Source organism: Streptomyces sp. NBC_00388 (genome assembly GCF_036061255.1).
GTDB lineage: Bacteria > Actinomycetota > Actinomycetes > Streptomycetales > Streptomycetaceae > Streptomyces.
Genome location: NZ_CP107948.1, coordinates 5,731,020 through 5,753,520 on the forward strand (window position 1 = coordinate 5,731,020; position 22,501 = coordinate 5,753,520).

Consider the following 22,501-nt stretch of genomic DNA (forward strand, 5'->3'; position numbering starts at 1 on the left):
GCCCCCCCCGCTGAGGGCCTGTCACCAAGCGTCACCACGGGTCAAGAAGCAGCGCCCTGGGGGGCGACACGAACGGGTGAAGCGGTAAGCACACGTGTCCACCGCCGTGGACACAGGTAACCTCGGCCCCATGGCCTCACGTACGTCCGGCAAGGGTTCCCCAGGCACGGCGGGCACCGCCAAACCGCGTGCCGGCCGTACCGCCGGTCCTGCCAAGAAGGCAGCTCCGGCAAAGAAGACCGCTGCGAAGAAGACCGTCCCCGTGAAGCGGGCGCCGGCCAAGAAGGCCGCCGCGAGGCCCGCACCGAGGCCGGCGCCGTCCCCCACCGGGGGTGTCTACCGGCTCGTGCGGGCCGTCTGGCTCGGGGCCGCCCACGGGGTCGGCGCGATGTTCCGCGGCATAGGACGCGGTGCGAAGGGCCTCGACCCCGCCCATCGCAAGGACGGGGTGGCCCTGCTGCTCCTCGGTCTCGCGCTCGTCATCGCGGCCGGCACCTGGTCGAATCTGGACGGCCCGGTCGGTGATCTCGTCGAGATGCTGATCACCGGCGCCTTCGGCCGGCTCGACCTGCTCGTCCCGATACTGCTGGGCGCCGTCGCCGTACGGCTGATCCTCCACCCGGAGCGGCCCGAGGCGAACGGGCGGATCGTCATCGGCCTCTCCGCGCTGGTCGTCGGCGTGCTCGGGCAGGTCCACATCGCCTGCGGCGCTCCCGGGCGCGGGGACGGCACAGCGGCCATGCAGGACGCCGGCGGGCTCATCGGCTGGGCCGCGTCCAAGCCGCTGGTCTTCCTGATGGGCGATGTCCTCGCCGTGCCGCTGCTCCTGCTGCTCACCGTCTTCGGACTGCTGGTCGTCACCGCCACTCCCGTCACCGCCATCCCGCACCGGCTGCGGGCGCTCGGGGCCCGGCTGGGCATCGTCGACCCGGAACCCGCCGACGAGTTCGGCGAGCGGGACGACGAACGGTACGAGGAGCAGTGGCGTGAGGCGGTGCCCGCCGGACGCCGGTCCGCCGTGGAGCGCGGCGGACCCTCCGAGGTCTACGACGCCGAAGCCGCCGAGGAGCAGGCACTCACCAAGCGCCGCGGCAGGCCCCGGAGGCCTTCCGTGCAGCCCGGTCCCGGCCGGCCGCTGGACGCCGTGGATGTCGCCGCCGCCGCTGCCGCCGCCCTGGACGGGGCCGTGCTGAACGGGCTGCCGCCATCCCCGCTCGTCGCCGACCTGTCCCAGAGTGTCTCCAGCGAGCGCCCCGAGGCCACCCCGGCGCCGTCGGCGTCACCGTCGGCTCCCGTGCCGTCCGCCCGTGAATCGGCGGGAACCGGGACGCCCGGAGGGACGGGCGCTGAAGGGGCGGGCGCCGCCGGGGGGAGCGGGGTCGTACCCGACCTGACGAAGAAGGCGCCGAAGCCGCCGGACGCGCAGCCGATGCCGTCCCGCGCCGAACAGCTCCAGCTCTCCGGCGACATCACCTACTCGCCGCCCTCGCTGGACCTGCTGGTGCGCGGTGGCCCGGGCAAGACACGCAGCGCCGCCAACGACGCGGTCGTCGCCTCGCTGTCGAACGTCTTCATGGAGTTCAAGGTCGACGCGTCCGTCACCGGTTTCACCCGCGGTCCGACCGTCACCCGCTACGAGGTGGAGCTGGGCCCCGCCGTCAAGGTCGAGCGGATCACCGCGCTCACCAAGAACATCGCCTACGCGGTCGCCAGCCCGGATGTGCGGATCATCTCCCCGATCCCGGGGAAGTCCGCGGTCGGCATCGAGATCCCGAACACCGACCGGGAGATGGTCAACCTCGGTGACGTACTGCGCCTCGCGGACGCGGCCGAGGACGACCACCCGATGCTGGTGGCGCTCGGCAAGGACGTCGAGGGCGGCTATGTGATGGCCAACCTCGCGAAGATGCCGCACGTCCTGGTCGCCGGTGCGACGGGCTCGGGCAAGTCCTCCTGCATCAACTGTCTGATCACCTCGGTGATGGTGCGGGCGACGCCCGAGGACGTACGGATGGTGCTGGTCGACCCCAAGCGGGTCGAGCTCACCGCGTACGAGGGGATCCCGCACCTGATCACGCCGATCATCACCAACCCCAAGCGCGCGGCCGAGGCGCTCCAGTGGGTCGTGCGTGAGATGGACCTGCGGTACGACGACCTCGCCGCGTACGGCTACCGGCACATCGACGACTTCAACCAGGCCGTGCGCAGCGGCAAGGCCAAGGCGCCCGAGGGCAGTGAGCGCGAGCTCTCGCCGTACCCGTATCTGCTAGTCATCGTCGACGAGCTCGCCGACCTGATGATGGTCGCCCCGCGGGACGTCGAGGACTCCATCGTCCGGATCACCCAGCTGGCGCGCGCCGCCGGGATCCATCTGGTGCTGGCCACCCAGCGGCCGTCGGTCGACGTCGTCACCGGTCTGATCAAGGCCAATGTGCCGTCGCGCCTCGCGTTCGCGACCTCCTCGCTCGCGGACAGCCGGGTCATCCTCGACCAGCCCGGCGCCGAGAAGCTGATCGGCAAGGGCGACGGGCTCTTCCTCCCCATGGGGGCGAACAAACCGACCCGTATGCAGGGTGCCTTCGTCACGGAGGAGGAGGTCGGTGCGATCGTCCAGCACTGCAAGGACCAGATGGCGCCCGTCTTCCGGGACGACGTGGTGGTCGGGACAGCGAAGAAGAAGGAGATCGACGGAGATATCGGCGACGATCTCGATCTGCTCTGCCAGGCCGCCGAGCTGGTCGTATCGACGCAGTTCGGTTCGACATCGATGCTTCAGCGCAAACTGCGTGTCGGATTCGCGAAGGCGGGCCGGCTCATGGATCTGATGGAGTCGCGGAACATCGTCGGGCCGAGCGAGGGCTCGAAGGCCCGCGATGTCATGGTCAAACCGGAGGAAATGGACGGCGTGCTCGCGGTGATCCGCGGAGAGGCCCAGCCGTGACCGAACGGAGGGCAACCGTTTCCCCCGGTCGTACGTCAAGTTGGAGAGAGACAGCAGGGGAGGTCCCGCAGTCGGGTTGTTCTCCGGACCGCCCGGCGGGTCGTCCCGCGATTTGCCGACCTGATGGCGTACAAAGTGCGCGCTCAGGTTGCCCCACCCTTTCACCGCCCCCCTAGACTGAACATCCAGCAGGTGGCTCACGCTCGAAAGGCGCCCCCGTGTCCATCGGCAACTCCCCCCAGGACGACCGGCCTTCGATCGGTCACATCCTCCACCAGGCCCGGATCGCCGCAGGCCTGTCGGTCGAAGAAGTCAGCTCCGCCACACGGGTGCGCGGCCCCATCGTGCACGCGATCGAGCAGGACGACTTCTCCCGCTGCGGCGGCGACGTGTACGCCCGCGGTCACATCCGCACGCTGGCGCGCGCCGTCGGCGTCGACCCGGCGTCCCTGGTCGGCCAGTACGACGCGGAGCACGGCGGCCGTCCCGAGCCCACCCCGGTCGCGCCGCTCTTCGACGCGGAACGGATCAGGCCCGAGCGCCGCCGTCCGAACTGGACCGCGGCGATGGTCGCTGCGATCGTCGCCGTGGTCGGTTTCGTCGGATTCACCATGTTCACCGGCGGGAGCGGCGACAGCGGCAGCAAGCAGGCCGCCGAAGGATCCACGACCGCGACGAAGCCGGCCAGTCCTGCCCCGAGCAAGCCCGCCGACCCCAAGCCCAGCACCCCCGCCGCCTCGGACAGCGCTATCGCGGCGGTGCCGAAGGACAAGGTGACGGTGAAGCTGTCGGCCGTCGACGACAAGAGCTGGATCTCCGCGAAGGCCCACAACGGGAAGCTGCTCTTCGACGGTGTGCTGGCCAAGGGCGAGTCCAAGACCTTCACGGACGCGCAGCAGGTCGATCTGATCCTCGGGAACGCCGGCGCGATCCAGCTTTTCGTGAACGGCAAGGACGTCCACAACGACTTCCAGACCGGTCAGGTCGAGCGGCTTTCCTACACGAAGGGCGACCCCGAGGCGGGCTGATCACCCTCGGGCGATGTGCGTGGGCCGGGACAAAGTAGTCTTGAGCCCATGCCCGAACGCCGTACCGTCGCCCTTGTCACTCTTGGCTGCGCCCGTAACGAGGTGGACTCGGAGGAGCTCGCAGGCCGCTTGGCAGCGGACGGCTGGGACCTCGTCGAGGACGCCGCCGCCGCGGATGTGGCCGTCGTCAACACCTGTGGATTCGTCGAAGCCGCCAAGAAGGACTCCGTCGACGCCCTGCTCGAAGCCAACGATCTCAAGGATCACGGCCGGACGCAGGCCGTCGTAGCCGTCGGCTGCATGGCCGAGCGGTACGGCAAGGATCTTGCCGAAGCGCTGCCCGAGGCGGACGGGATCCTCGGCTTCGACGACTACGCGGACATCTCCGACCGCCTCCAGACCATTCTCAACGGCGGGATCCACGCCTCGCACACCCCGCGCGACCGCCGCAAGCTGCTGCCGATCAGCCCGGCCGAGCGCCAGGAGAAGTCCGGTGTGGCCCTCCCCGGCCACGCGCAGGACACTCCGCCCGAGGACCTGCCGGAAGGGGTCGCCCCGGTCTCCGGGCCGCGCGCACCGCTGCGCCGCAGGCTCGGCAACAGTCCTGTCGCCTCCGTGAAGCTCGCTTCCGGGTGTGACCGGCGCTGCTCGTTCTGTGCCATCCCCTCCTTCCGCGGTTCCTTCATCTCGCGCCGCCCCTCCGATGTGCTGGGCGAGACGCGCTGGCTGGCCGAGCAGGGTGTCAAGGAGGTCATGCTGGTCTCCGAGAACAACACCTCGTACGGCAAGGACCTCGGCGACATCCGGCTCCTGGAGACGCTGCTGCCCGAGCTCGCCGAGGTCGAGGGCATCGAGCGGATCAGGGTCAGCTATCTGCAGCCCGCCGAGATGCGGCCCGGACTCATCGACGTCCTCACGTCGACGCCCAAGGTCGCCCCCTACTTCGACCTCTCCTTCCAGCATTCGGCGCCCGGTGTGCTCCGCGCGATGCGCCGCTTCGGGGACACCGACCGGTTCCTGGAGCTGCTCTCCACGATCCGCGGCAAGGCGCCGCAGGCCGGGGCTCGCTCCAACTTCATCGTGGGCTTCCCCGGCGAGACCGAGAGCGATCTGGCCGAGCTGGAGCGTTTCCTCACCGGCGCGCGGCTCGACGCCATCGGCGTCTTCGGCTACTCGGACGAGGACGGTACCGAGGCGGTCGGCTACGCGGACAAGGTGGACGCCGAGGTGATCGCCGAACGGCTCGAACACATCTCGCGGCTCGCCGAGGAGCTCACCGCGCAGCGTGCCGAGGAGCGGCTGGGTGAGACCCTCTCCGTGCTCGTCGAGTCGGTGGACGGTGAGGACGGCGCGGTCGGCCGGGGAGCGCACCAGGCGCCCGAGACGGACGGCCAGGTGGTGTTCACGGCAAGCGAGGGCCTCGTGCCCGGCCGTATGGTCGTGGCAAAGGTGGTCGCCACCGAAGGCGTCGACCTGGTGGCTGAATGTCTTGGCGAGGAGGCAGCCAGATGACCGGAGTCCCGGCATCCGCTACGGGCGGTACCGGTGCCAAGCCGGCGCCCGCCGGAAAGCTGGGCGCTGCGGTGGTCAATCAGGCCAGCCTGTGGAACGTCGCCAATCTGCTGACCATGGTGCGGCTGGTGCTCGTACCGGGTTTCGTGCTGCTGCTGCTCCACGACGGCGGGTACGACCCGGTCTGGCGGGCGTACGCCTGGGCGGCCTTCGCCGTCGCGATGATCACGGATGTCTTCGACGGCCATCTGGCACGCACGTACAACCTGGTCACCGACTTCGGGAAGATCGCCGACCCCATCGCCGACAAGGCGATCATGGGGGCGGCGCTGATCTGCCTCTCGTACCTCGGTGATCTGCCGTGGTGGGTGACGGGTGTGATCCTCTTCCGTGAGGTCGGTATCACCCTGATGCGCTTCTGGGTGATCCGGCATGCGGTCATTCCGGCCAGTCGCGGGGGCAAGATCAAAACGCTCGCGCAGGGGACCGCGGCCGGGATGTACGTCCTGGCCCTCACCGGCCCGCTGGCGACCATGCGGTTCTGGGTGATGGCGGTGGCCGTGGTGCTGACCGTCGTGACCGGGCTCGACTACGTGCAGCAGGCCGTGACCGCCCGGCGCAAGGGTCTCGCGGCCGAACGGGCCGCCCGGTGAGTGCAGCGGCCCGCGTGCTGGAGCTTCTGGCGGACCGGGGGGAGACCCTCGCCGTCGCCGAGTCGCTGACCGGCGGTCTGCTGGCCGCAGAGCTCACTTCCGTCCCCGGGGCCTCCCGCGTCTTCCGCGGGTCCCTCACGGCCTACGCGACGGCGCTCAAGCAGGAGATCCTCGGCGTCGACGGCGCTCTGCTGGCCGAACGCGGCGCCGTGGATCCGGACGTCGCCCGCCAGATGGCCGCCGGGGTGCGACGGGTCCTGGGCGCGGACTGGGGGATGGCCACCACCGGTGTGGCCGGCCCCGACATGCAGGACGGGCAGCCCGTCGGCACGGTGTATGTCGCGGTTTCCGGGCCGGACGGCGGCGACAATCTGGTCTCGCTGCGGTTGAAAGGGGACCGGGCGGAAATCCGTAGAGAGAGCGTGCTGGGCGTTCTCGGACTGCTCTGCGATGAACTCCGCGGGAATGCGCGGACACAGGATACGGAAGAGAACGGGGGGAATTGATGTTTGCAGCCCTGAGTGAACACGACATCGCTCCCCGCACGGCCGCGGCGCAAGGCGGTACGGTGGGGCGTGAAGGATGCGGCTACGCGGTCCGAGGAGGGAGCCACCGATGATTCTGCTCCGTCGCCTGTTGGGTGACGTGCTGCGTCGGCAGCGCCAGCGCCAGGGCCGTACTCTGCGCGAAGTCTCCTCGTCCGCCCGAGTCTCTCTCGGTTATCTGTCCGAGGTGGAGCGGGGGCAGAAGGAGGCATCCTCCGAGCTGCTCTCCGCGATCTGCGACGCGCTTGACGTACGGATGTCCGAGCTCATGCGGGAAGTGAGCGACGAGCTGTCGCTCGCGGAGCTGGCCGAGTCGGCAGCGTCGACTGAGCCCGTACCGGTGCCGGTACGCTCGATGCTCAATTCCGTTTCCGTGACGTCGGTCACGGGTGTTCCCAGCGAGCGGGTGACGATCAAGGCGCCCGCCGAAGCCGTGAATGTCGTAGCGGCTTAGTACGTGCTTTCCGGCTCCGGTCGGTCCTCAGGGACCGGCCGGAGCCATTTTTCTGCCCTGAATGTCCGTGTTGTGGATATTTGTGCCATGGTGGTGAAAACGTACGAACATATGGGAGGCCTCGCATGTCTGGCGTGAAGAGCTCTCTGCCCGAAGCCGATCTGAAAGTGGTCGGAGACGCGCTCCAGGGCGCGCTGGCGGACCTGGTGGATCTGTCACTGGTCGCCAAGCAGGTGCACTGGAACGTGGTCGGGCCGCGCTTCCGGTCGGTACACCTCCAGCTCGACGAGGTGGTCGACACCGCCAGGCAGTACACGGACATCGTGGCCGAGCGGGCCTCCACGATCGGCGTGACGCCCGACGGGCGGGCCGGGACGGTCTCCCGGACGAGCGCGATCCGCGAGGTCCCCGAGGGGTGGATCAATGACATCGACGCCGTGCGCACGCTGGTGGACGCCCTCGGAGCGGTGATCACCCGGATGCGGGAGCGGATCGCCGCGACCGACGTACCGGACCCGGTCACCCAGGATCTGCTCATCGCAGCCACCGCGGCGCTGGAGAAGCACGCGTGGATGTACCAGGCCGAGAGCGCATAACGGTGCGGATATGCGCCGGGCGGGCACCCTGCACGTACCCCCGCCGGATGATGGGCCCCGTTCGGTGCCGCTGCCGGGAGGGGTTCCCGGGTGTCATACGCCGGTGTGTCCTCCCGGGTGCGGTGCCGGCGTCAGCCGGAGGAGGCTGCCATGGTGCGGCGGACAGTGCCGGCGGTGGCGCTGGCTTTCATAGTGGGCGGCCTGTGGTGGTGGGCCGTGCTGAGGCTGGTGCTCGCGCCGGCTGACTCCGGCCCGCTGGAGGGCGCCGTCGCCGTCGGGGGATGGGGGCTCAGCCTGCTCCCGGTGCACGTGGCCGCGCTTCCCGGCGGCGGGCGAGCCGCTGTGCGGCGGGCACGTTCCACACGTCCCGCCCGGGCTACCAGGGCATGGCGACGCCGCCGTTCGGGCGCAGGATCTGGCCGGTCGTGAACGCCGCTGCGTCGGATGCCAGGTGGAGTACGGTGTGCGCGATCTCCGCGGGTGCGCCCACGCGGCCCAGCGGTGACATCCGGGACATCAGCGCCGCGGTGTGCGCCTGGATCTCGCTGTTGTTGTGCCGCTCCGTCATGGGCGTGCGGATCCAGCCGGGGGCGACCGCGTTGACCCGGATCCCGTGCGGGCCCATTTCGGTCGCGAGGGTCTTCGTCAGCTGGAAGACGGCCGCTTTCGTCACTCCGTAGCAGAGCAGTCCGGCCCCGCCGGTGTCCACGGCGCCCGACGCCATGGTGACGATACTGCCCGCCGTGCCCGTGGCGATCATGTTGCGGGCCACGGCCTGGCAGGCGTACAGCACACCCTTGAAGTTGATGGCGAGGACGCGGTCGAGGTCCTCGTCCCGCGTCTCCAGCACCGGGCTGCTGTGCATGACGCCCGCGACGGCCGCCAGGATGTCGAGACGGCCCGAGGCGGTGGCGGCCGCCGCTACGGCCGCCTCCACCGCGGCGCGCCGGGAGACGTCGAGCAGGTGGGGGTGGGCCGCGCCGCCCGCCTCGCCGATCTCCGCCACGGTCTCGTGCAGCCCTGCTCCGTCGCGGTCCGCGCAGTGGACGGTGGCGCCTGCTTCGGCGAGGAGCGCCGCGGTGGCGCGGCCGATGCCGCTCGCGGCGCCGGTGACGAACGCGGTGCGGCCGGTGAGGTCGTACGCCGTGACGGGCATGACCGGACCGTACGACCGAAACTGACGGGGCGTCAACTGTGTGACGGTGCACGCCTGGAGCCGCCGGCGGACGGACGGGCCCGCGGAGGTGCTGGGCGTGCTGGGGGCCGCGGGGTGTTACGGGGTGGGGCCGGAGGGACCCGTCTGGCAGGTGGGGCACCAGTAGACCGGGCGGTCCTGACTGCCGGTGTCGCGCCGGTACTTCCTGCGTACGGAGGTGCCGCAGCGCAGACACGGGCGGGGTGCGCGCCCGTAGACATACAGACGCTGGTCCGGCCGGCCCGTCGTGGTGCGGAGCGGACGGTCGCGGTTGGCTTCCAGCAGCTTCTTCGCGAGGGTCACGGCCCGTTCGGGCGTGGGCAGTTCGCCGATGGGCAGCCAGGGAGTGGCACGCAGCAGGAAGCAGATCTCCGCTGCGAAGACATTGCCGATACCGGCCAGGTTGCGCTGGTCGAGCAGGGCTTCGACGAGTGGCCGGGCGGGATCCGCCAGCAGATTGGCGAGCGCCTTGTCCGGTTTCCAGTCGGGACCCAGGAGATCCGGTCCGAGGTGGCCCACGACCTTGCTCTCGTCGGCGGTCCTGAGCAGTTCGAGCACAGGGAGGCGGTAGCCGACGGTGGTGTGCCCCGCCGTCCCGAGGACGGCGCGGATCTCGTACGAGGGGCCGCCGCGCCATCGCTCGCCCGGGGTGTAGACCTTCCAGGCGCCTTCCATCCGCAGGTGGCTGTGGAGGGTGAGTCCCCCCTCGACGCGCATCAGCAGATGTTTGCCGCGCGGAGTGACACCGAGAACGGTGTGCCCAGTGAGATCAGCGGTGGCGAACCGGGGAACGCGCAGGTCGAAGCGGGTAAGGACATGACCGGCGAGCGCTGTGTGCAACCGCCGGGCGGCCTGGTGGACGCTGTCTCCTTCGGGCATGCCTCCATGATGCGGGCTGGGTGCGACCAGCGGTGGAGCTGCCCGCTCGGCGCGGGGCCGAGCGGCACGGAAACGGCGCAGCGGCTGCGGTTCGTGCCACTACCGTGAGCGCGTCAGGAGGGGGCTGCCGCCGGGGCCCGATCCCGGCGGCCGGTCAGGCCCGAAGCCGCAGCCCCCTCGGGGTGGCGACGAAACCCGCTGCTTCCAGCGTCCGGCCCAGGTCGGACGTGAGCGCTGAGGTCCCGTTGGTGCGCTCCACCGTCACGGTGCCGAGCGCGCCGGAAGCTGACGCGGCGGCGAGCGCCTGCCCGGCGGCCAGCAGCCCAGGATGGTCGGGCTCGGTGGGCCAGGCCAGCAGACTCTTGCCGCCGCGCTCCATGTAGAGGACCAGCTCCCCGTCCACCAGGACGACCAGCGCACCCGCCTTGCGGCCGGGTTTGTGGCCCACCCCGCCCGGCGACTCGGGCCAGGGCAGCGCTGCTCCGTAGGCGTTGGCCGGGTCCGCCGCCGCCAGTACGAGCGCCCGGCCCGACATCGCCGAATCCGTGCGCTCGCGGGCGGTGGCCGCCGCACGCAGACGGTCGACCGCGCCGTCCATCGCGAACTGAGCCGCTCCCAGACCCTCCACGACGTAGCCCCGCCGGGCCTGACCGCTGTCCTCGAACGCGGAGAGGATGCGGTAGACCGCGGAGAAACCGCCCTCCACCCCCTCGGCCGACACCGCCCCGCGGGTGACGACACCGTGCCGGTCCAGGAGCGTGCGGGCCAGGGCGTGTGCGCGATGCGTCGCCTCGGGCTCGGCCGCCGGGAGCAGGGACCAGCGGCCCGCTGCGGTCGGCGGGCCGGTACGCGAGACGGGACGCGCCGCCGCGGTGAGCGCGCCGTACCGCCCGCGGGGGACCGTACGGCGGGCACGGTGAGCGGTGGAGCCCGCCGTGCGGCCGGAGCCGAGCAGCGAGCGGAGCGGGGCCAGGGTGTCGTTGGTCAGCCTGCCCGACCAGGCCAGATCCCAGATGGCGTCGGCCAGCTGGGGGTCGGTGCAGTCGGGGTGGGTGGTCGCGCGGATCTGGTCCTTGAGCTGGCGGAAGAAGAGGCCGTATCCGGGGGCGAGGGCCTGGAGCACGGACTCGTGCAGGGCGCTCAGCTCCAGCGGGTGCGGCGGTGGCACGAGCAGCGGCGCACTGTCCGCGAGGTAGAGCGAGATCCAGCCGTCCTTGCCCGGCAGGGCGCCCGCTCCGGCCCAGACGACCTCACCGGTGGTCGTGAGTTCGTCGAGGAGCGCCGGGGTGTAGCCCGACACCCGCGACGGCAGGATCAGTCTCTCCAGTGCCGAGGCCGGTACCGGTGCCCCCTGCAACTGCTCGACGGCGCGCGCCAGGCCGTCGATGCCCCGCAGGCTGCCGGCGCCGAGATGCTGCCACTGGGGCAGGAAGGAGGCGAGGGCCTCGGGCGGTACTGGTTCGAGCTCCTGGCGCAGCGCTGCGAGGGAGCGACGGCGCAGTCTGCGCAGCACTGTCGCGTCGCACCACTCCTGGCCGATGCCGGACGGATGGAACTCGCCCTCGACGACCCGGCCCGCCGCGGCGAGCCGCTGCAAGGCGCCGTCCGTGACCGCGCTGCCCAGACCGAAGTGTGCCGCTGCCGCCGATGAGGTGAACGGGCCGTGTGTCCGTGCGAAGCGGGAGAGCAGATCGCCGAGGGGATCCTTGACCGGCTCGGTGAACGCCTCGGGCACACCCACCGGGAGCGCGGTGCCGAGCGCATCACGGAGCCTTCCCGCGTCCTCGATCGCCGCCCAGCGGTCGGTGCCCGCGATGCGGACCCGGATGGCGCGGCGGGAGGCCGACAGCTCCGCTGCCCAGTGCGGCTCCGCCCCGCGCTCGGCCAGCTCGGCGTCGCTCAGCGGGCCGAGCAGCCGCAGCCGGTCGGCGACGCCTTCGGCATCCTTGATCCGCCGGTCATCGGTGAGCCACTGGAGCTCGCGCTCCAGCTCGGCCAGCACGTCGGCGTCCAGCAGCTCGCGCAGTTCGGCCCGGCCGAGCAGCTCGGCCAGCAGCCTCGAATCCAGCGAGAGGGCAGCCGCGCGCCGCTCGGCCAGCGGGGAGTCCCCCTCGTACAGGAACTGGGCGACATAGCCGAAGAGCAGCGAGCGCGCGAACGGGGAGGGCTCGGTCGTGGTGACCTCGACGAGCCGGACCCGGCGCGACTCGATGTCGCCCATCAGCTCCGTGAGGCCCGGTACGTCGAAGACGTCCTGGAGGCATTCGCGGACTGCTTCGAGGACGATCGGGAACGAGCCGAACTCGCTCGCCACCTGGAGGAGCTGGGAGGCCCGCTGCCGCTGCTGCCACAGCGGTGTCCGTTTTCCGGGGCTGCGGCGCGGCAGGAGGAGGGCCCGGGCCGCGCACTCGCGGAAACGCGCGGCGAAGAGGGCCGAGCTGCCGACCTGGTCCGTGACGATCTGATTGATCTCGCCCTTGTCGAAGGCCACGTCGGCCGCTCCGAGCGGGGCCTGCTCGGTGTCGTACTCGACACCGGGCGCGGCCGGATCGCCGTCCAGCAGGTCGAGGCCCATCAGGTCGGCGTCGGGCAGCCGCAGCACGATCCCGTCGTCGGCATGCATGACCTGGGCGTCCATCCCGTACCGCTCGGAGAGCCTGGCGCCAAGCGCGAGCGCCCAGGGCGCGTGCACCTGCGCGCCGAACGGGGAGTGGACGACGACCCGCCAGTCGCCCAGCTCGTCACGGAAGCGCTCGACGACGATGGTCCGGTCGTCGGGGACATGACCGCAGGCCCGGCGCTGCTCGTCCAGATAGGAGAGCACATTGCCCGCGGCCCACTCGTCGAGCCCGGCCGCCCGCAGCCGCAGCCGGGCATCGTCCGGGGCGAGGCTGCCCACCTCCCGCAGGAACGCCCCCACGGCACGGCCCAGTTCGAGCGGACGGCCCAGCTGGTCGCCCTTCCAGAACGGCAGCCGGCCCGGCACCCCCGGGGCGGGGGTGACCAGGACCCGGTCCCGGGTGATGTCCTCGATGCGCCAGGAGGTGGTGCCCAGCGTGAAGACGTCGCCCACCCTGGATTCGTAGACCATCTCCTCGTCCAGCTCGCCGACCCGCCCTCCGCCCTTCTTCGGGTCGGCCCCGGCGAGGAAGACCCCGAAGAGACCGCGGTCGGGGATCGTGCCCCCCGAGGTGACGGCGAGGCGCTGCGCGCCGGGGCGGCCCGTGACCGTTCCGGCGATCCGGTCCCAGACCACGCGCGGACGCAACTCCGCGAAGGCGTCCGACGGATAGCGGCCGGCGAGCATGTCCAGGACCGCGGTGAAGGCGGACTCGGGAAGACCGGCGAACGGCGCCGCCCGGCGCACCACCGTCAGCAGGTCGTCGGCCTGCCAGCTGTCCAGAGCCACCATGGCGACCAGCTGCTGAGCCAGCACGTCCAGCGGGTTCGACGGGATCCGCAGCGCTTCGATGGAGCCGGTCCGCATCCGCTCGGTCACCACGGCGGCCTGCACCAGGTCCCCCCGGTACTTGGGGAAGACGACACCGGTGGAGACGGCACCCACCTGGTGCCCCGCACGCCCCACCCGCTGGAGGCCGGAGGCCACCGAGGGCGGCGACTCGACCTGGACGACCAGATCGACCGCTCCCATGTCGATGCCCAGCTCAAGGCTGGACGTGGCCACCACGGCGGGCAGCCGGCCCGCCTTCAGGTCCTCCTCGACCTGGGCACGCTGTTCCTTGGACACCGAGCCGTGGTGGGCGCGGGCCAGCAGCGCGGGAGCGCCCTTGGCGGCGCCCGACTCGGCCATCACCTCGGCGGGGGAGTGGGCCTCGGGCATGGCCTCCCCGGTGGCCCGCTCGTACGCGATCTCGTTCAGCCGGTTGCACAGGCGCTCGGCCAGACGGCGGGAGTTGGCGAAGACGATCGTCGAGCGGTGCGCCTGGACCAGATCCGCGATGCGTTCCTCGACATGCGGCCAGATGGAGGGCTTCTCCGCCTTGTCCGGGTCGGTGTCGGATGCGGGCGAACCGCCCAGCTCCCCGAGGTCCTCGACGGGGACGACCACCGACAGGTCGAACTCCTTGCCCGACGGCGGCTGCACGATCTCGGCCTTGCGCTGCGGCGAGAGATAGCGGGCGATCTCCTCCACCGGCCTGACCGTCGCCGAAAGGCCGATACGGCGGGCGGGGCGCGGCAGGAGCTCGTCCAGCCGCTCCAGGGACACGGCGAGATGCGCGCCGCGCTTCGTCCCCGCGACGGCGTGAACCTCGTCGAGGATCACCGTCTCGACGCCGGCCAGCGCCTCACGGGCGGACGAGGTGAGCATCAGGAACAGCGACTCGGGGGTGGTGATCAGGATGTCCGGCGGCCGGAGCGCCATCGACCGGCGCTCGCCGGCCGGAGTGTCGCCCGAGCGGATACCGACCCGCAGGTCCGGCTCCGGCAGCCCGAGCCGGACCGACTCCTGGCGGATGCCGGTGAGCGGGCTGCGGAGATTGCGCTCGACGTCGACGGCGAGCGCCTTGAGCGGTGAGACGTACAGGACCCGGCAGCGCTTCCTGGCCTCGGCAGGCGGGGGCGCCGACGCCAGCTGGTCGAGGGCGGCCAGGAACGCGGCCAGTGTCTTGCCGGAGCCGGTCGGGGCCACGACCAGCACGTCGGACCCGGCACCGATCGCCCGCCACGCACCGTCCTGGGCCGGGGTGGGCGCCGTGAAGGCCCCCGTGAACCAGCCGCGGGTCGCGGGGGAGAAGGAGTCGAGCGCTGACGTCACCATGTACTTATCGTGCACTCCCCCACTGACAACCGCCCGGACCTGGGGAAACGACGCGGGCATGGACCCATGGGGGCGGCGGCGCCGGGCGGCGGGGAGCCCACGCGGCACCGGCCGTGCTGTTCCTGCGGGGACGCGGCCGCGCCCGTGTGCCCTGCGGTGTCAGCCGCGGCGGCGTGGGCGGCGCGCTCAGCCGACTTCGCGGCCGTGGGCCCGCAGCGTCAGCAGCGCCTGGACCGTCACCATGGGCCGCGCCTCCATCAGCGGGCCGGGCGCCCAGTGACGCCAGCTGACCGGCCAGCCGCCGTCCTCGTGCTGCTCGGCCGCGAGGAAATCCAGCGAACGGGCCATCTCCTCGTCGGTGAACCAGCCGCGGGCCAGGGAGCCGGGCACCCGCGCATAGTGATACGGAAAGTGGTGTTCCCCCGGCGCGTACCCCGGCGCGACCGGGTAGGACGCGCGGTCCTCCGGATCCAGCACCGCCAGCCGCTGTTCCCGCACCTGCCGGCCCAGCCGGTCGGCCGCCGCCTCCGCGCGTGACCGGTCGGGCACCCCGTCCAGGAAGGCCACCGCCGCCTGGATCTCGTACGGGTGGGAGTGCTCCAGCGCGTCGACAGCCCGCCAGCAGAAGTCCGTCGCCCGGAAGAGCCAGGCATGCCAGACCTCGTTGCGGTGCAGCACGCCCACCACGGGTCCGGTCGCCAGCAGCTCACTCGACGGGTCATCCACGATGGGAACGAACGGCGCCGCCGGATATCCGCGCTGCGAGGGGTCGACCGCGGGCAGCGCGCCGTCCCTGGTGGACACCTCGGTCAGATAACGGCAGACCCGCTCCACCCGCATACCGCCGCAGCGCCCCACCGAGTCGAGTACGTGCAGCGCGTGCGCCGTGTGCAGCGGCTGGCTCACCGGGCCGCGCAGGTCGGGTTCGAGCGCGTGGCCGTACCCGCCGTCCTCGTTGAGATGGGCAGCGAGCGCAGCCTCCACCGCGTCGGCGCGTCCGCCGAGGAAGTGGTAGGCGAACCGCCGCTGTTCCAGCACCCGGGCCGTCAGCCAGATGAAGTGCTCGGCACGTGCGAGAGGAGATGCTCCGGTTCCAGCCATGTTCCGAAGGTAGAGCGGAAAAAGCTCAGGGCAAGGGTGACGGGCGGGGCTGCACTCCCAGGGGCTGGATACTTGAGTCATGCGGTTGACGATTTTCTGGGAGCGGATGGCGGAGCACTTCGGCGAGGGATACGCCGATTCGTTCGCACGCGACCATGTGATGGCGGAGCTGGGCGGCCGTACGGTGCATGAGGCACTGGCCGCGGGCTGGGAGACGAAGGACGTCTGGCGGGGCGTCTGCGCGGCTGCGGGCATCCCCGCGGACCGGCGCTGAGCGCCGCCGGGGCCCGGGGCGTGCGGCGGGATGCCGTACGGGTACGCGAGACTGGGCCTGTGCCACCGACCGATGGACCGATGAGACTGCCGAGGACCCGATGACCCCGGACGAGACCCCCGCGGACCGGCCCACCGCCGACCCGGCGACCGCGGACCGGACCCCGGGCGCCATGCCGCCCCCCGCCGCCGCGGAGAGCGGTGCGGCGACGGGCCGGGCCTCGATGCCCCGCTGGCTGCCCAGGGCGATGGTGCTCGCCCTCGCTCTCGTCGCCTGCTTCCAGCTGGGCAGCTGGGCGTTCTACCAGCTCATCGGGTTGCTGACCAATATCCTCATCGCGTTCTTCCTGGCGCTCGCGGTCGAGCCCGCGGTGGGGCGCATGGCGGCGCGCGGTATGCGCCGCGGGCTCGCCACCTTCCTGGTCTTCTTCGGTGTGGCCCTGGCGGCGGCCGGTTTCGTCTTCCTGCTCGGCTCGATGCTGGCAGGGCAGATCGTGGACATGGTCGAGGAGTTCCCCAAGTACCTCGACCTGGTGATCAACGGGATCAACCACACCTTCCACAGCAAACTCTCGCGGGTTCAGGTGCAGGACAGCCTCCTGCACTCGGACTGGCTGCAGAAGTACGTCCAGAACAGTGCGAGCGGTGTCCTCGACGTCTCGACCACCGTGCTGGGGGGTCTCTTCCGGCTTCTGACGATCTTCCTGTTCGCCTTCTACTTCGCCGCGGACGGGCCGCGGCTGCGGCGCGCGCTGTGCTCCGTACTGCCCCCGTCGAAGCAGACCGAGGTGCTGCGGGCCTGGGAGATCGCGGTCGACAAGACCGGCGGCTACCTCTACTCACGCGGTGTGATGGCGCTGATCTCCGGCGTCGCGCACTACATCCTGCTGGTCGTGCTGAACGTTCCGTACGCGCCGGCGCTGGCGGTCTGGGTCGGCCTCGTCTCGCAGTTCATCCCGACCATCGGCACGTACCTGGCGGGCGCTCTGCCCATGCTTCTCGCGTTCACGGTGAACCCCTGGTACGCGGTGTGGGTGCTGGTCTTCGTGGTGGTCTACCAGCAGTTCGAGAACTACGGGCTCCAGCCGAAGCTCACGGCGAAGGCCGTCGACATCCACCCCGCGGTGGCCTTCGGCTCGGTCATCGCGGGAACGGCGCTGCTGGGAGCGGTCGGTGCGCTGATCGCGATCCCCGCGGTCGCGACGCTCCAGGCGTTCCTGGGCGCCTATGTGAAGCGGTACGACGTGACCGACGACCCGCGGGTCCACGGCAGGCGCGGAATCCGTGACGTACGGGGGCTCCGGGACGCGGCCGCCGTGCCCGGGCGGATAAGGAGTTCCCTGTTCCAGGGGCGGGTGCCGCGTCCGGGGAACGGCGAGGACCCGCACGCCTGACGGTCGGCGCGGCGCGCTTGACAGCAAAATCGAACAGCCGTTCTTATGGGATTCCGGCCCGGTGCCCGGACGAGCCGTTCACGGCGTTGTCCACCGAGTTGTCCACAGGCGGGACGGGCTTCGGGGCCCATTGTCAGTGGCAGGGGTTAGCGTCATTGACGTGAAGCGATCGACTCAAGCAAATCGGGTGGAACCCATGGCAGCAGGCAACGACCGCGAGAAGGCGCTGGACGCCGCTCTCGCCCAGATTGAACGGCAATTCGGCAAGGGCGCGGTGATGCGCCTGGGCGAGCGGCCCAACGAGCCCATCGAGGTTATCCCCACCGGGTCGACCGCCCTCGACGTGGCGCTCGGTGTCGGCGGTCTGCCGCGCGGCCGGGTGGTCGAGGTGTACGGGCCGGAGTCCTCCGGCAAGACGACGCTGACGCTGCACGCCGTCGCGAACGCACAGCGGCTCGGCGGCCAGGTGGCCTTCATCGACGCCGAGCACGCCCTCGACCCCGAGTACGCGAGGAAGCTCGGCGTCGACATCGACAACCTGATCCTGTCGCAGCCGGACAACGGCGAGCAGGCGCTGGAAATCGTCGACATGCTGATCCGCTCCGGCGCGCTCGACCTGGTCGTCATCGACTCCGTGGCGGCCCTGGTGCCGCGTGCTGAGATCGAGGGCGAGATGGGTGACTCGCACGTGGGTCTGCAGGCCCGGCTGATGAGCCAGGCGCTCCGCAAGATCACCGGCGCGATGAACCAGTCCAAGACCACCGCGATCTTCATCAACCAGCTCCGCGAGAAGATCGGTGTCATGTTCGGCTCCCCGGAGACCACCACCGGTGGCCGGGCGCTGAAGTTCTACGCCTCGGTGCGGCTCGACATCCGCCGGATCGAGACCCTGAAGGACGGCACCGACGCGGTCGGAAACCGCACCCGCGTGAAGGTCGTCAAGAACAAGGTCGCGCCGCCCTTCAAGCAGGCCGAGTTCGACATCCTCTACGGCCAGGGCATCAGCCGTGAGGGCGGGCTGATCGACATGGGCGTGGAGAACGGCTTCGTGCGCAAGGCGGGGGCCTGGTACACGTACGAGGGCGACCAGCTCGGACAGGGCAAGGAGAACGCCCGCAACTTCCTGAAGGACAACCCCGATCTCGCCAACGAGATCGAGAAGAAGATCCTGGAGAAGCTGGGTATCGGTGTCCGGCGGGAGGCCGAGCTGGGAACGGGCGCGGACACCGCGGACGCCGTGGTGACCGACGAGGCCGCCAAGACGGTGCCCGCTCCGGCCGGGGGCAAGGCCAAGACGGCCAAGGCCGCCACGGCCAAGAGCTGACCCATGGTCCGGAGAACCGAATGGCCGGAGGCCACGGACTCCGGGGGCGAGGGCGCTCAGGAGGCCGGTCAGGAGGCCGGAGGGACAGGACCGCGGGCGCGGCGGTCCCAGCAGCAGAAGCGGTCCCGGGACCAGGGCCCGCAGAAGCCCCAGGACCCGGCGGAGCAGGCACGGGCCATCTGCCTGCGCCTGCTCACCGGGACCGCTCGCACCCGTAAGCAACTGGCCGAAGCGCTGCAGAAGCGGGACATCCCCGACGAGGTCGCCGAGGAGGTGCTGTCCCGCTTCGAAGAGGTCGGCCTCATCGACGACGCGGCTTTCGCGGACGCCTGGGTGGAGTCGCGCCACCACGGGCGGGGGCTCGCCGGACGGGCGCTCGCGCGGGAGCTCCGTACCAAGGGGGTGGACTCCACGCTCATCGAGGAGGCCGTGGGGCAGCTCGACTCCGAGCAGGAGGAGGAGACCGCCCGCGAGCTGGTCACCCGCAAGCTCCGCTCGACCCGGGGGCTGGACCGTGACAAGCGGATACGCCGCCTTGCGGGCATGCTCGCCCGCAAGGGGTACCCGGAGGGCATGGCTCTGCGGGTGGTGCGACGGGCGCTGGAGGCAGAGGGGGAGGACCTGGCGGACCTGGAACGCGGGGGGTTCCAGGCCGACACCTAGGCCGTCACCTATGCCGAGGCCCGGGCCGCCTCCGGGCGACGGCTCCCGCCGCCGCCCGGCCGGGGGCCGCCATGTCCGGCTGTGTCACCGGCCCGGGCCGCACACGCGGGCCGGACCGTCGCATCCACCGCCCATGCCTGCCCTGCTGGGACTGCCTGCTGGGCTGTCGGCCCGGGGCAGGACCGCTCCCGGCCGGAGCGCTGCCACCGCGTCCTGCCACCCGCCCTGTCACGTCCCGTCGACCGGAAGGCCCGCCGCCCGCCAGGCCTGGAATCCGCCGATGAGATCGGTCGCCCGGTACAGGCCGAGCTGTTGCAGGGACGCGGCGGCGAGCGACGACGCGTACCCCTCATTGCAGATCACCACGGTCCGCAGACCATGGCCCGTGGCCTCCGGAGCACGGTGACTGCCCTGCGGGTCGAGCCGCCACTCCAGCTCGTTGCGTTCGACGACCAGCGCCCCGGGGATCAGCCCGTCGCGCTCGCGCAGCCGCGCGTACCGGATATCGACCAGGAGCGCTCCGTCCGCCGCCGCGTCGAAGGCCTCGCGGGGCCCGATCCGGTCGAGCCCCGACCGGACCTTCGCCAGCAGCGCGTCGACGGAGAGCGGCCCGCTCACTCCCACTCCCCGGGGTGCTCGACCTGCTCCAGGCGGAGCAGGGGGCCACTGCGGCTGTAGCGGCGCATCAGCGGCAGCGGCGGATAGTAGGCATGTACCGAGACCGCGTGGTCGGTGGCCGATTCATTGAGCACCTGGTGGACGTGGTGAGCGCCGAAGGCCCGCCCGTCACCCGGCGCCAGCTGCCGGGTGCGGTCCACTCCGTCGGCCAGTTCGAGGGTCTTCCAGCCCTCGGTGGGCAGCCGCGCGGCCAGCGAGTCCTCGGTGAGCCGGCCGCCTGCCGTGGCGAAGGCGCCCTGGGAGCCGCCGTGGTCGTGCCAGCCGGTACCGGTGCCCGGTGGCCAGCCGATCAGCCAGGCCTCGCTCCCGCCCGGACCGTCCAGCCGGATCCAGGTGCGGCCCTCGGGGTCGAGCGGGAGCGAGCCGATCAGCCCGGAGTCGGCGGCGGTCCGGCGTACGAAGTCGAGGAGTTCGCCGGCGCTGGGTGCGGCGGAGCGCACGGGGGCAGGGGCAGGCAGGGGTGCGGAGAGAGACATGGTGACCGTCCGGTTGGTTCGCGGCGAGACGTGCGGCGCGGCAGCCCGGAACAAGCGCGGGGCGGCGCAGGCACGACGAGGAAGGGCGAATCAGCGGGACGGGCGACACATGCAGCCCGCATAGCGGACGAGGTCCATATGGACCCTCCGCCACAGGCGCACATCGGTGTCGGTCACGCTCCGCAGTACACCATGTGCGCCCACGACGGTCAATTGACGTCCGCTGTGCTCTCCTCCCGTACCGCGCCCGCCGCGCCGCCCCGGACGGCGTCGGCCGCCTCGTACAGTTCGGCGGGGCGCACCCCGCTGAAGGCAGCCACGAGATGTCCGTCGGGGCGCACCATCAGCACCGTGTGCGCCGAAGCGCCCGGATAGGTCTCGGCGACCAGGAGCTCGCCCCTGACCGGCAGCGCGGTCACCGCTGCTGCCAGCCTCGGCATCACTCCCGCCTTCACCCAGTGCCGCCGGTCCCAGACCCCTGTCCCCGGCGCGATCAGCACGACCAGCAGCCGCCCACGCCCCAGGCGTTCGCGCAGCCGGACCGTCGTGCCGTCCGGCGCCGTGACGCACACGTCGGCGACCGGCGCGCCGGCGCCTGTGCCCACCGCTGTCTGCGAGGGGGTCTGTGGCGGAGCCAGCGGCGAGTGGGTGTACGCGGGGGGCGCGCCCAGCGCGCCGCTGCCCAGATGGCCGTCCGCGAGGAGGGCGTCGTGCCCGCGCGCCCTGCCGGGCAGATACGCCCGCAGCCCCCCGCCGCCACGCAGTATCGGCAACGACTGGTCAGCGGCGCGCAACCGGGCGGCTACCGCTGTGCGGCGCTCCGCCTGGTAGCTGTCGAGCAGCGGTTCGGAGGCCCCGTGGTGCCAGGCCTGTGCCAGTTTCCAGGCGAGGTTGTCGGCGTCCCGCAGTCCCTCGTCCAGCTCCTGGGTGCCGAGCGCTCCGAGCAGATGGGCGGCGTCCCCGGCCAGGAACGCCCGGCCCACCCGCCAGCGCCTGGCCAGCCGGTGGTGCAGCGTGTAGACGCCGGTGTCGATGAGCTCGTACGGAGGTGTCTCACCGCACCAGCCCGCCAGCGCGCCCCGGATGCGTGCGACCAGTGCCTCGGGGGTGACCAGCTCGGCGCGCGGCGGCAGCAGCCAGTCGATCCGCCAGACATTGTCCGGCAGCGGACGGGCCGTCACCTCTTCGCCGCCGGTGCGCCAGGGCGGCAACCGGTGCAGCAACGCCTCGCCCGGCCAGGGCAGTTCCGCGCGGAGCGCGGCCACCGCGTGCCGCTCCACCGCCGTACGCCCGGGGAAGCGGATACCGAGCAGCTTGCGGACCGTGGACCGGGCCCCGTCGCACCCGACCAGATGGCTGCCACGCCACCAGGTGCCCTCGGGGCCCGCTGTGTGCACCGTGACGCCGTTGACGTCCTGCTCCACGGTGTCCACCCGGCTGCCGGTGACCAGCCTCACCTGGTCCCTGGCCGCCACCGCGGCGCGCAGTCCCCTGGTCAGGGCGTGCTGAGGCAGATGCACGGGGGAGGGGCCGCCCGAACCCCACAGGTCGGGCCCGTCGGACTCGCGGCGGACGGGTGAGCCGGAGGAACCAGGTGAGAGGGGTGTGCCGGCCGCGTCCTCAAGGGCTGCGGGATCGTCGCTGTTGCGGAGAGGGCCGCGTCCGCCGGAGCCCCTGCGGGGCTCGTCGAACTCGACGCGTTGCACCTGCTGACTGCGCCTGACGGACCGCCAGGCGGCCCAGCGTGCCGTCTCGCCCGCAGCTGTCGTGCAGCCGATCCGGCCCAGGAAGCCGGCGGTGTCGGGGCGCAGCACGACCGTACGGGCGGGGCGCGGTGTGTCCTCGCCCGTGCCCTCGTCGAGCACGACGGACGGGACGTCCTGGGCGGCGAGCGCCAAGGCCAGCGCGAGCCCGACAGGGCCCGCGCCGACGATGATCACCGGGTCCACGGTGCGGCTCCCGGAACCCGTGCGAAGAAGTGACTGATGGCAGGTAGAGCCCGGTGCGCG

At 71.6% G+C, this 22,501-nt stretch carries 19 protein-coding genes; 11 read left to right on the forward strand and 8 right to left on the reverse strand.

What is annotated here, in order from left to right; all coding sequences use genetic code 11:
- The first annotated feature begins 130 nt into the window (after window positions 1–130).
- From OG917_RS25695 to OG917_RS25725, 7 genes are all read left to right on the forward strand, one after another.
- A complete protein-coding gene (locus OG917_RS25695; protein WP_328319969.1) occupies window positions 131–2,941 on the forward strand; it encodes a DNA translocase FtsK in 2,811 nt (936 codons plus the stop codon).
- A gap of 218 nt (window positions 2,942–3,159) precedes the next feature.
- A complete protein-coding gene (locus tag OG917_RS25700; protein ID WP_328319970.1) occupies window positions 3,160–3,969 on the forward strand; it encodes a helix-turn-helix domain-containing protein in 810 nt (269 codons plus the stop codon).
- Between the two features lie 48 nt (window positions 3,970–4,017).
- Window positions 4,018–5,481: a 30S ribosomal protein S12 methylthiotransferase RimO gene (gene rimO / locus OG917_RS25705; RefSeq protein WP_328319971.1), complete on the forward strand. Its 1,464-nt coding sequence runs from the start codon at window positions 4,018–4,020 to the stop codon at window positions 5,479–5,481.
- Window positions 5,478–6,134 (forward strand): CDP-diacylglycerol--glycerol-3-phosphate 3-phosphatidyltransferase, encoded by a 657-nt coding sequence (gene pgsA, locus OG917_RS25710; protein ID WP_328319972.1) that lies wholly within the window; start codon window positions 5,478–5,480, stop codon window positions 6,132–6,134. The genes rimO and pgsA overlap by 4 nt, the downstream gene beginning before the upstream one ends.
- A complete protein-coding gene (locus tag OG917_RS25715) occupies window positions 6,131–6,640 on the forward strand; it encodes a CinA family protein (protein WP_328319973.1) in 510 nt (169 codons plus the stop codon). The genes pgsA and OG917_RS25715 overlap by 4 nt, the downstream gene beginning before the upstream one ends.
- Window positions 6,641–6,749: 109 nt before the next feature.
- Window positions 6,750–7,133, forward strand: coding sequence for a helix-turn-helix domain-containing protein (locus tag OG917_RS25720; protein ID WP_328319974.1), 384 nt, complete (start codon window positions 6,750–6,752; stop codon window positions 7,131–7,133).
- A gap of 125 nt (window positions 7,134–7,258) precedes the next feature.
- Window positions 7,259–7,729 carry a Dps family protein gene (locus OG917_RS25725; RefSeq protein WP_328319975.1) on the forward strand — a complete coding sequence of 157 codons (471 nt, stop codon included), beginning with the start codon at window positions 7,259–7,261 and terminating at the stop codon, window positions 7,727–7,729.
- A gap of 376 nt (window positions 7,730–8,105) precedes the next feature.
- Here OG917_RS25725 and OG917_RS25735 read toward each other — a convergent pair whose 3' ends face one another.
- The 4 genes from OG917_RS25735 to OG917_RS25750 form a co-directional block, all read right to left on the reverse strand.
- Window positions 8,106–8,885: an SDR family NAD(P)-dependent oxidoreductase gene (locus tag OG917_RS25735; protein WP_328319977.1), complete on the reverse strand. Its 780-nt coding sequence runs from the start codon at window positions 8,883–8,885 to the stop codon at window positions 8,106–8,108.
- A 117-nt stretch (window positions 8,886–9,002) separates the two neighbouring features.
- The gene (locus OG917_RS25740; protein WP_328319978.1) at window positions 9,003–9,803 is read right to left on the reverse strand and encodes an Fpg/Nei family DNA glycosylase; all 801 of its coding nucleotides are present in this window, start codon (window positions 9,801–9,803) and stop codon (window positions 9,003–9,005) included.
- A 154-nt stretch (window positions 9,804–9,957) separates the two neighbouring features.
- Window positions 9,958–14,583: an ATP-dependent helicase gene (locus OG917_RS25745; RefSeq protein ID WP_328319979.1), complete on the reverse strand. Its 4,626-nt coding sequence runs from the start codon at window positions 14,581–14,583 to the stop codon at window positions 9,958–9,960.
- Window positions 14,584–14,769: 186 nt separating this feature from the next.
- A complete protein-coding gene (locus tag OG917_RS25750; RefSeq protein WP_328319980.1) occupies window positions 14,770–15,684 on the reverse strand; it encodes a hypothetical protein in 915 nt (304 codons plus the stop codon).
- Between the two features lie 79 nt (window positions 15,685–15,763).
- Between OG917_RS25750 and OG917_RS25755 the strand changes: the two genes are divergently transcribed.
- The 4 genes from OG917_RS25755 to recX all read left to right on the forward strand — a co-directional run bounded on the left by OG917_RS25755 (window position 15,764) and on the right by recX (window position 19,338).
- A complete protein-coding gene (locus OG917_RS25755; protein ID WP_328319981.1) occupies window positions 15,764–15,958 on the forward strand; it encodes a DUF3046 domain-containing protein in 195 nt (64 codons plus the stop codon).
- Window positions 15,959–16,181: 223 nt separating this feature from the next.
- Window positions 16,182–17,351: an AI-2E family transporter gene (locus OG917_RS25760; RefSeq protein WP_328322180.1), complete on the forward strand. Its 1,170-nt coding sequence runs from the start codon at window positions 16,182–16,184 to the stop codon at window positions 17,349–17,351.
- A gap of 196 nt (window positions 17,352–17,547) precedes the next feature.
- Window positions 17,548–18,675, forward strand: coding sequence for a recombinase RecA (gene recA / locus OG917_RS25765; RefSeq protein ID WP_328319982.1), 1,128 nt, complete (start codon window positions 17,548–17,550; stop codon window positions 18,673–18,675).
- Window positions 18,676–18,678: 3 nt separating this feature from the next.
- Complete coding sequence (gene recX, locus OG917_RS25770) at window positions 18,679–19,338, forward strand: recombination regulator RecX (protein WP_328319983.1); 660 nt, start codon at window positions 18,679–18,681, stop codon at window positions 19,336–19,338.
- Window positions 19,339–19,566: 228 nt separating this feature from the next.
- Here the strand turns inward: recX and OG917_RS25775 are convergent, their stop codons facing one another.
- The 4 genes from OG917_RS25775 to OG917_RS25785 form a co-directional block, all read right to left on the reverse strand.
- Entirely contained in the window at window positions 19,567–19,956 is a 390-nt protein-coding gene (locus OG917_RS25775; RefSeq protein ID WP_328319984.1) for a rhodanese-like domain-containing protein, read from the reverse strand.
- Window positions 19,953–20,492, reverse strand: coding sequence for a cysteine dioxygenase (locus OG917_RS25780; protein ID WP_328319985.1), 540 nt, complete (start codon window positions 20,490–20,492; stop codon window positions 19,953–19,955). The genes OG917_RS25775 and OG917_RS25780 overlap by 4 nt, the downstream gene beginning before the upstream one ends.
- Window positions 20,493–20,582: 90 nt before the next feature.
- Entirely contained in the window at window positions 20,583–20,696 is a 114-nt protein-coding gene (locus OG917_RS30665; protein WP_443059014.1) for a putative leader peptide, read from the reverse strand.
- 5 nt (window positions 20,697–20,701) lie between these two features.
- Window positions 20,702–22,441: an FAD-dependent monooxygenase gene (locus OG917_RS25785; protein ID WP_328319986.1), complete on the reverse strand. Its 1,740-nt coding sequence runs from the start codon at window positions 22,439–22,441 to the stop codon at window positions 20,702–20,704.
- Between the last annotated feature and the right edge of the window lie 60 nt (window positions 22,442–22,501).

Bases quoted from the DNA above. Each gene is read 5' to 3' on its own strand.
- OG917_RS25695 (WP_328319969.1), top strand. From the start codon at position 131: ATGGCCTCACGTACGTCCGGCAAGGGTTCCCCAGGCACGGCGGGCACC.
- rimO (WP_328319971.1), top strand. From the start codon at position 4,018: ATGCCCGAACGCCGTACCGTCGCCCTTGTCACTCTTGGCTGCGCCCGT.
- pgsA (WP_328319972.1), top strand. From the start codon at position 5,478: ATGACCGGAGTCCCGGCATCCGCTACGGGCGGTACCGGTGCCAAGCCG.
- OG917_RS25720 (WP_328319974.1), top strand. From the start codon at position 6,750: ATGATTCTGCTCCGTCGCCTGTTGGGTGACGTGCTGCGTCGGCAGCGC.
- OG917_RS25725 (WP_328319975.1), top strand. From the start codon at position 7,259: ATGTCTGGCGTGAAGAGCTCTCTGCCCGAAGCCGATCTGAAAGTGGTC.
- OG917_RS25735 (WP_328319977.1), bottom strand. From the start codon at position 8,885: ATGCCCGTCACGGCGTACGACCTCACCGGCCGCACCGCGTTCGTCACC.
- OG917_RS25740 (WP_328319978.1), bottom strand. From the start codon at position 9,803: ATGCCCGAAGGAGACAGCGTCCACCAGGCCGCCCGGCGGTTGCACACA.
- OG917_RS25745 (WP_328319979.1), bottom strand. From the start codon at position 14,583: ATGGTGACGTCAGCGCTCGACTCCTTCTCCCCCGCGACCCGCGGCTGG.
- OG917_RS25750 (WP_328319980.1), bottom strand. From the start codon at position 15,684: ATGGCTGGAACCGGAGCATCTCCTCTCGCACGTGCCGAGCACTTCATC.
- OG917_RS25755 (WP_328319981.1), top strand. From the start codon at position 15,764: ATGCGGTTGACGATTTTCTGGGAGCGGATGGCGGAGCACTTCGGCGAG.
- OG917_RS25760 (WP_328322180.1), top strand. From the start codon at position 16,182: ATGCCCCGCTGGCTGCCCAGGGCGATGGTGCTCGCCCTCGCTCTCGTC.
- recA (WP_328319982.1), top strand. From the start codon at position 17,548: ATGGCAGCAGGCAACGACCGCGAGAAGGCGCTGGACGCCGCTCTCGCC.
- recX (WP_328319983.1), top strand. From the start codon at position 18,679: ATGGTCCGGAGAACCGAATGGCCGGAGGCCACGGACTCCGGGGGCGAG.
- OG917_RS25780 (WP_328319985.1), bottom strand. From the start codon at position 20,492: ATGTCTCTCTCCGCACCCCTGCCTGCCCCTGCCCCCGTGCGCTCCGCC.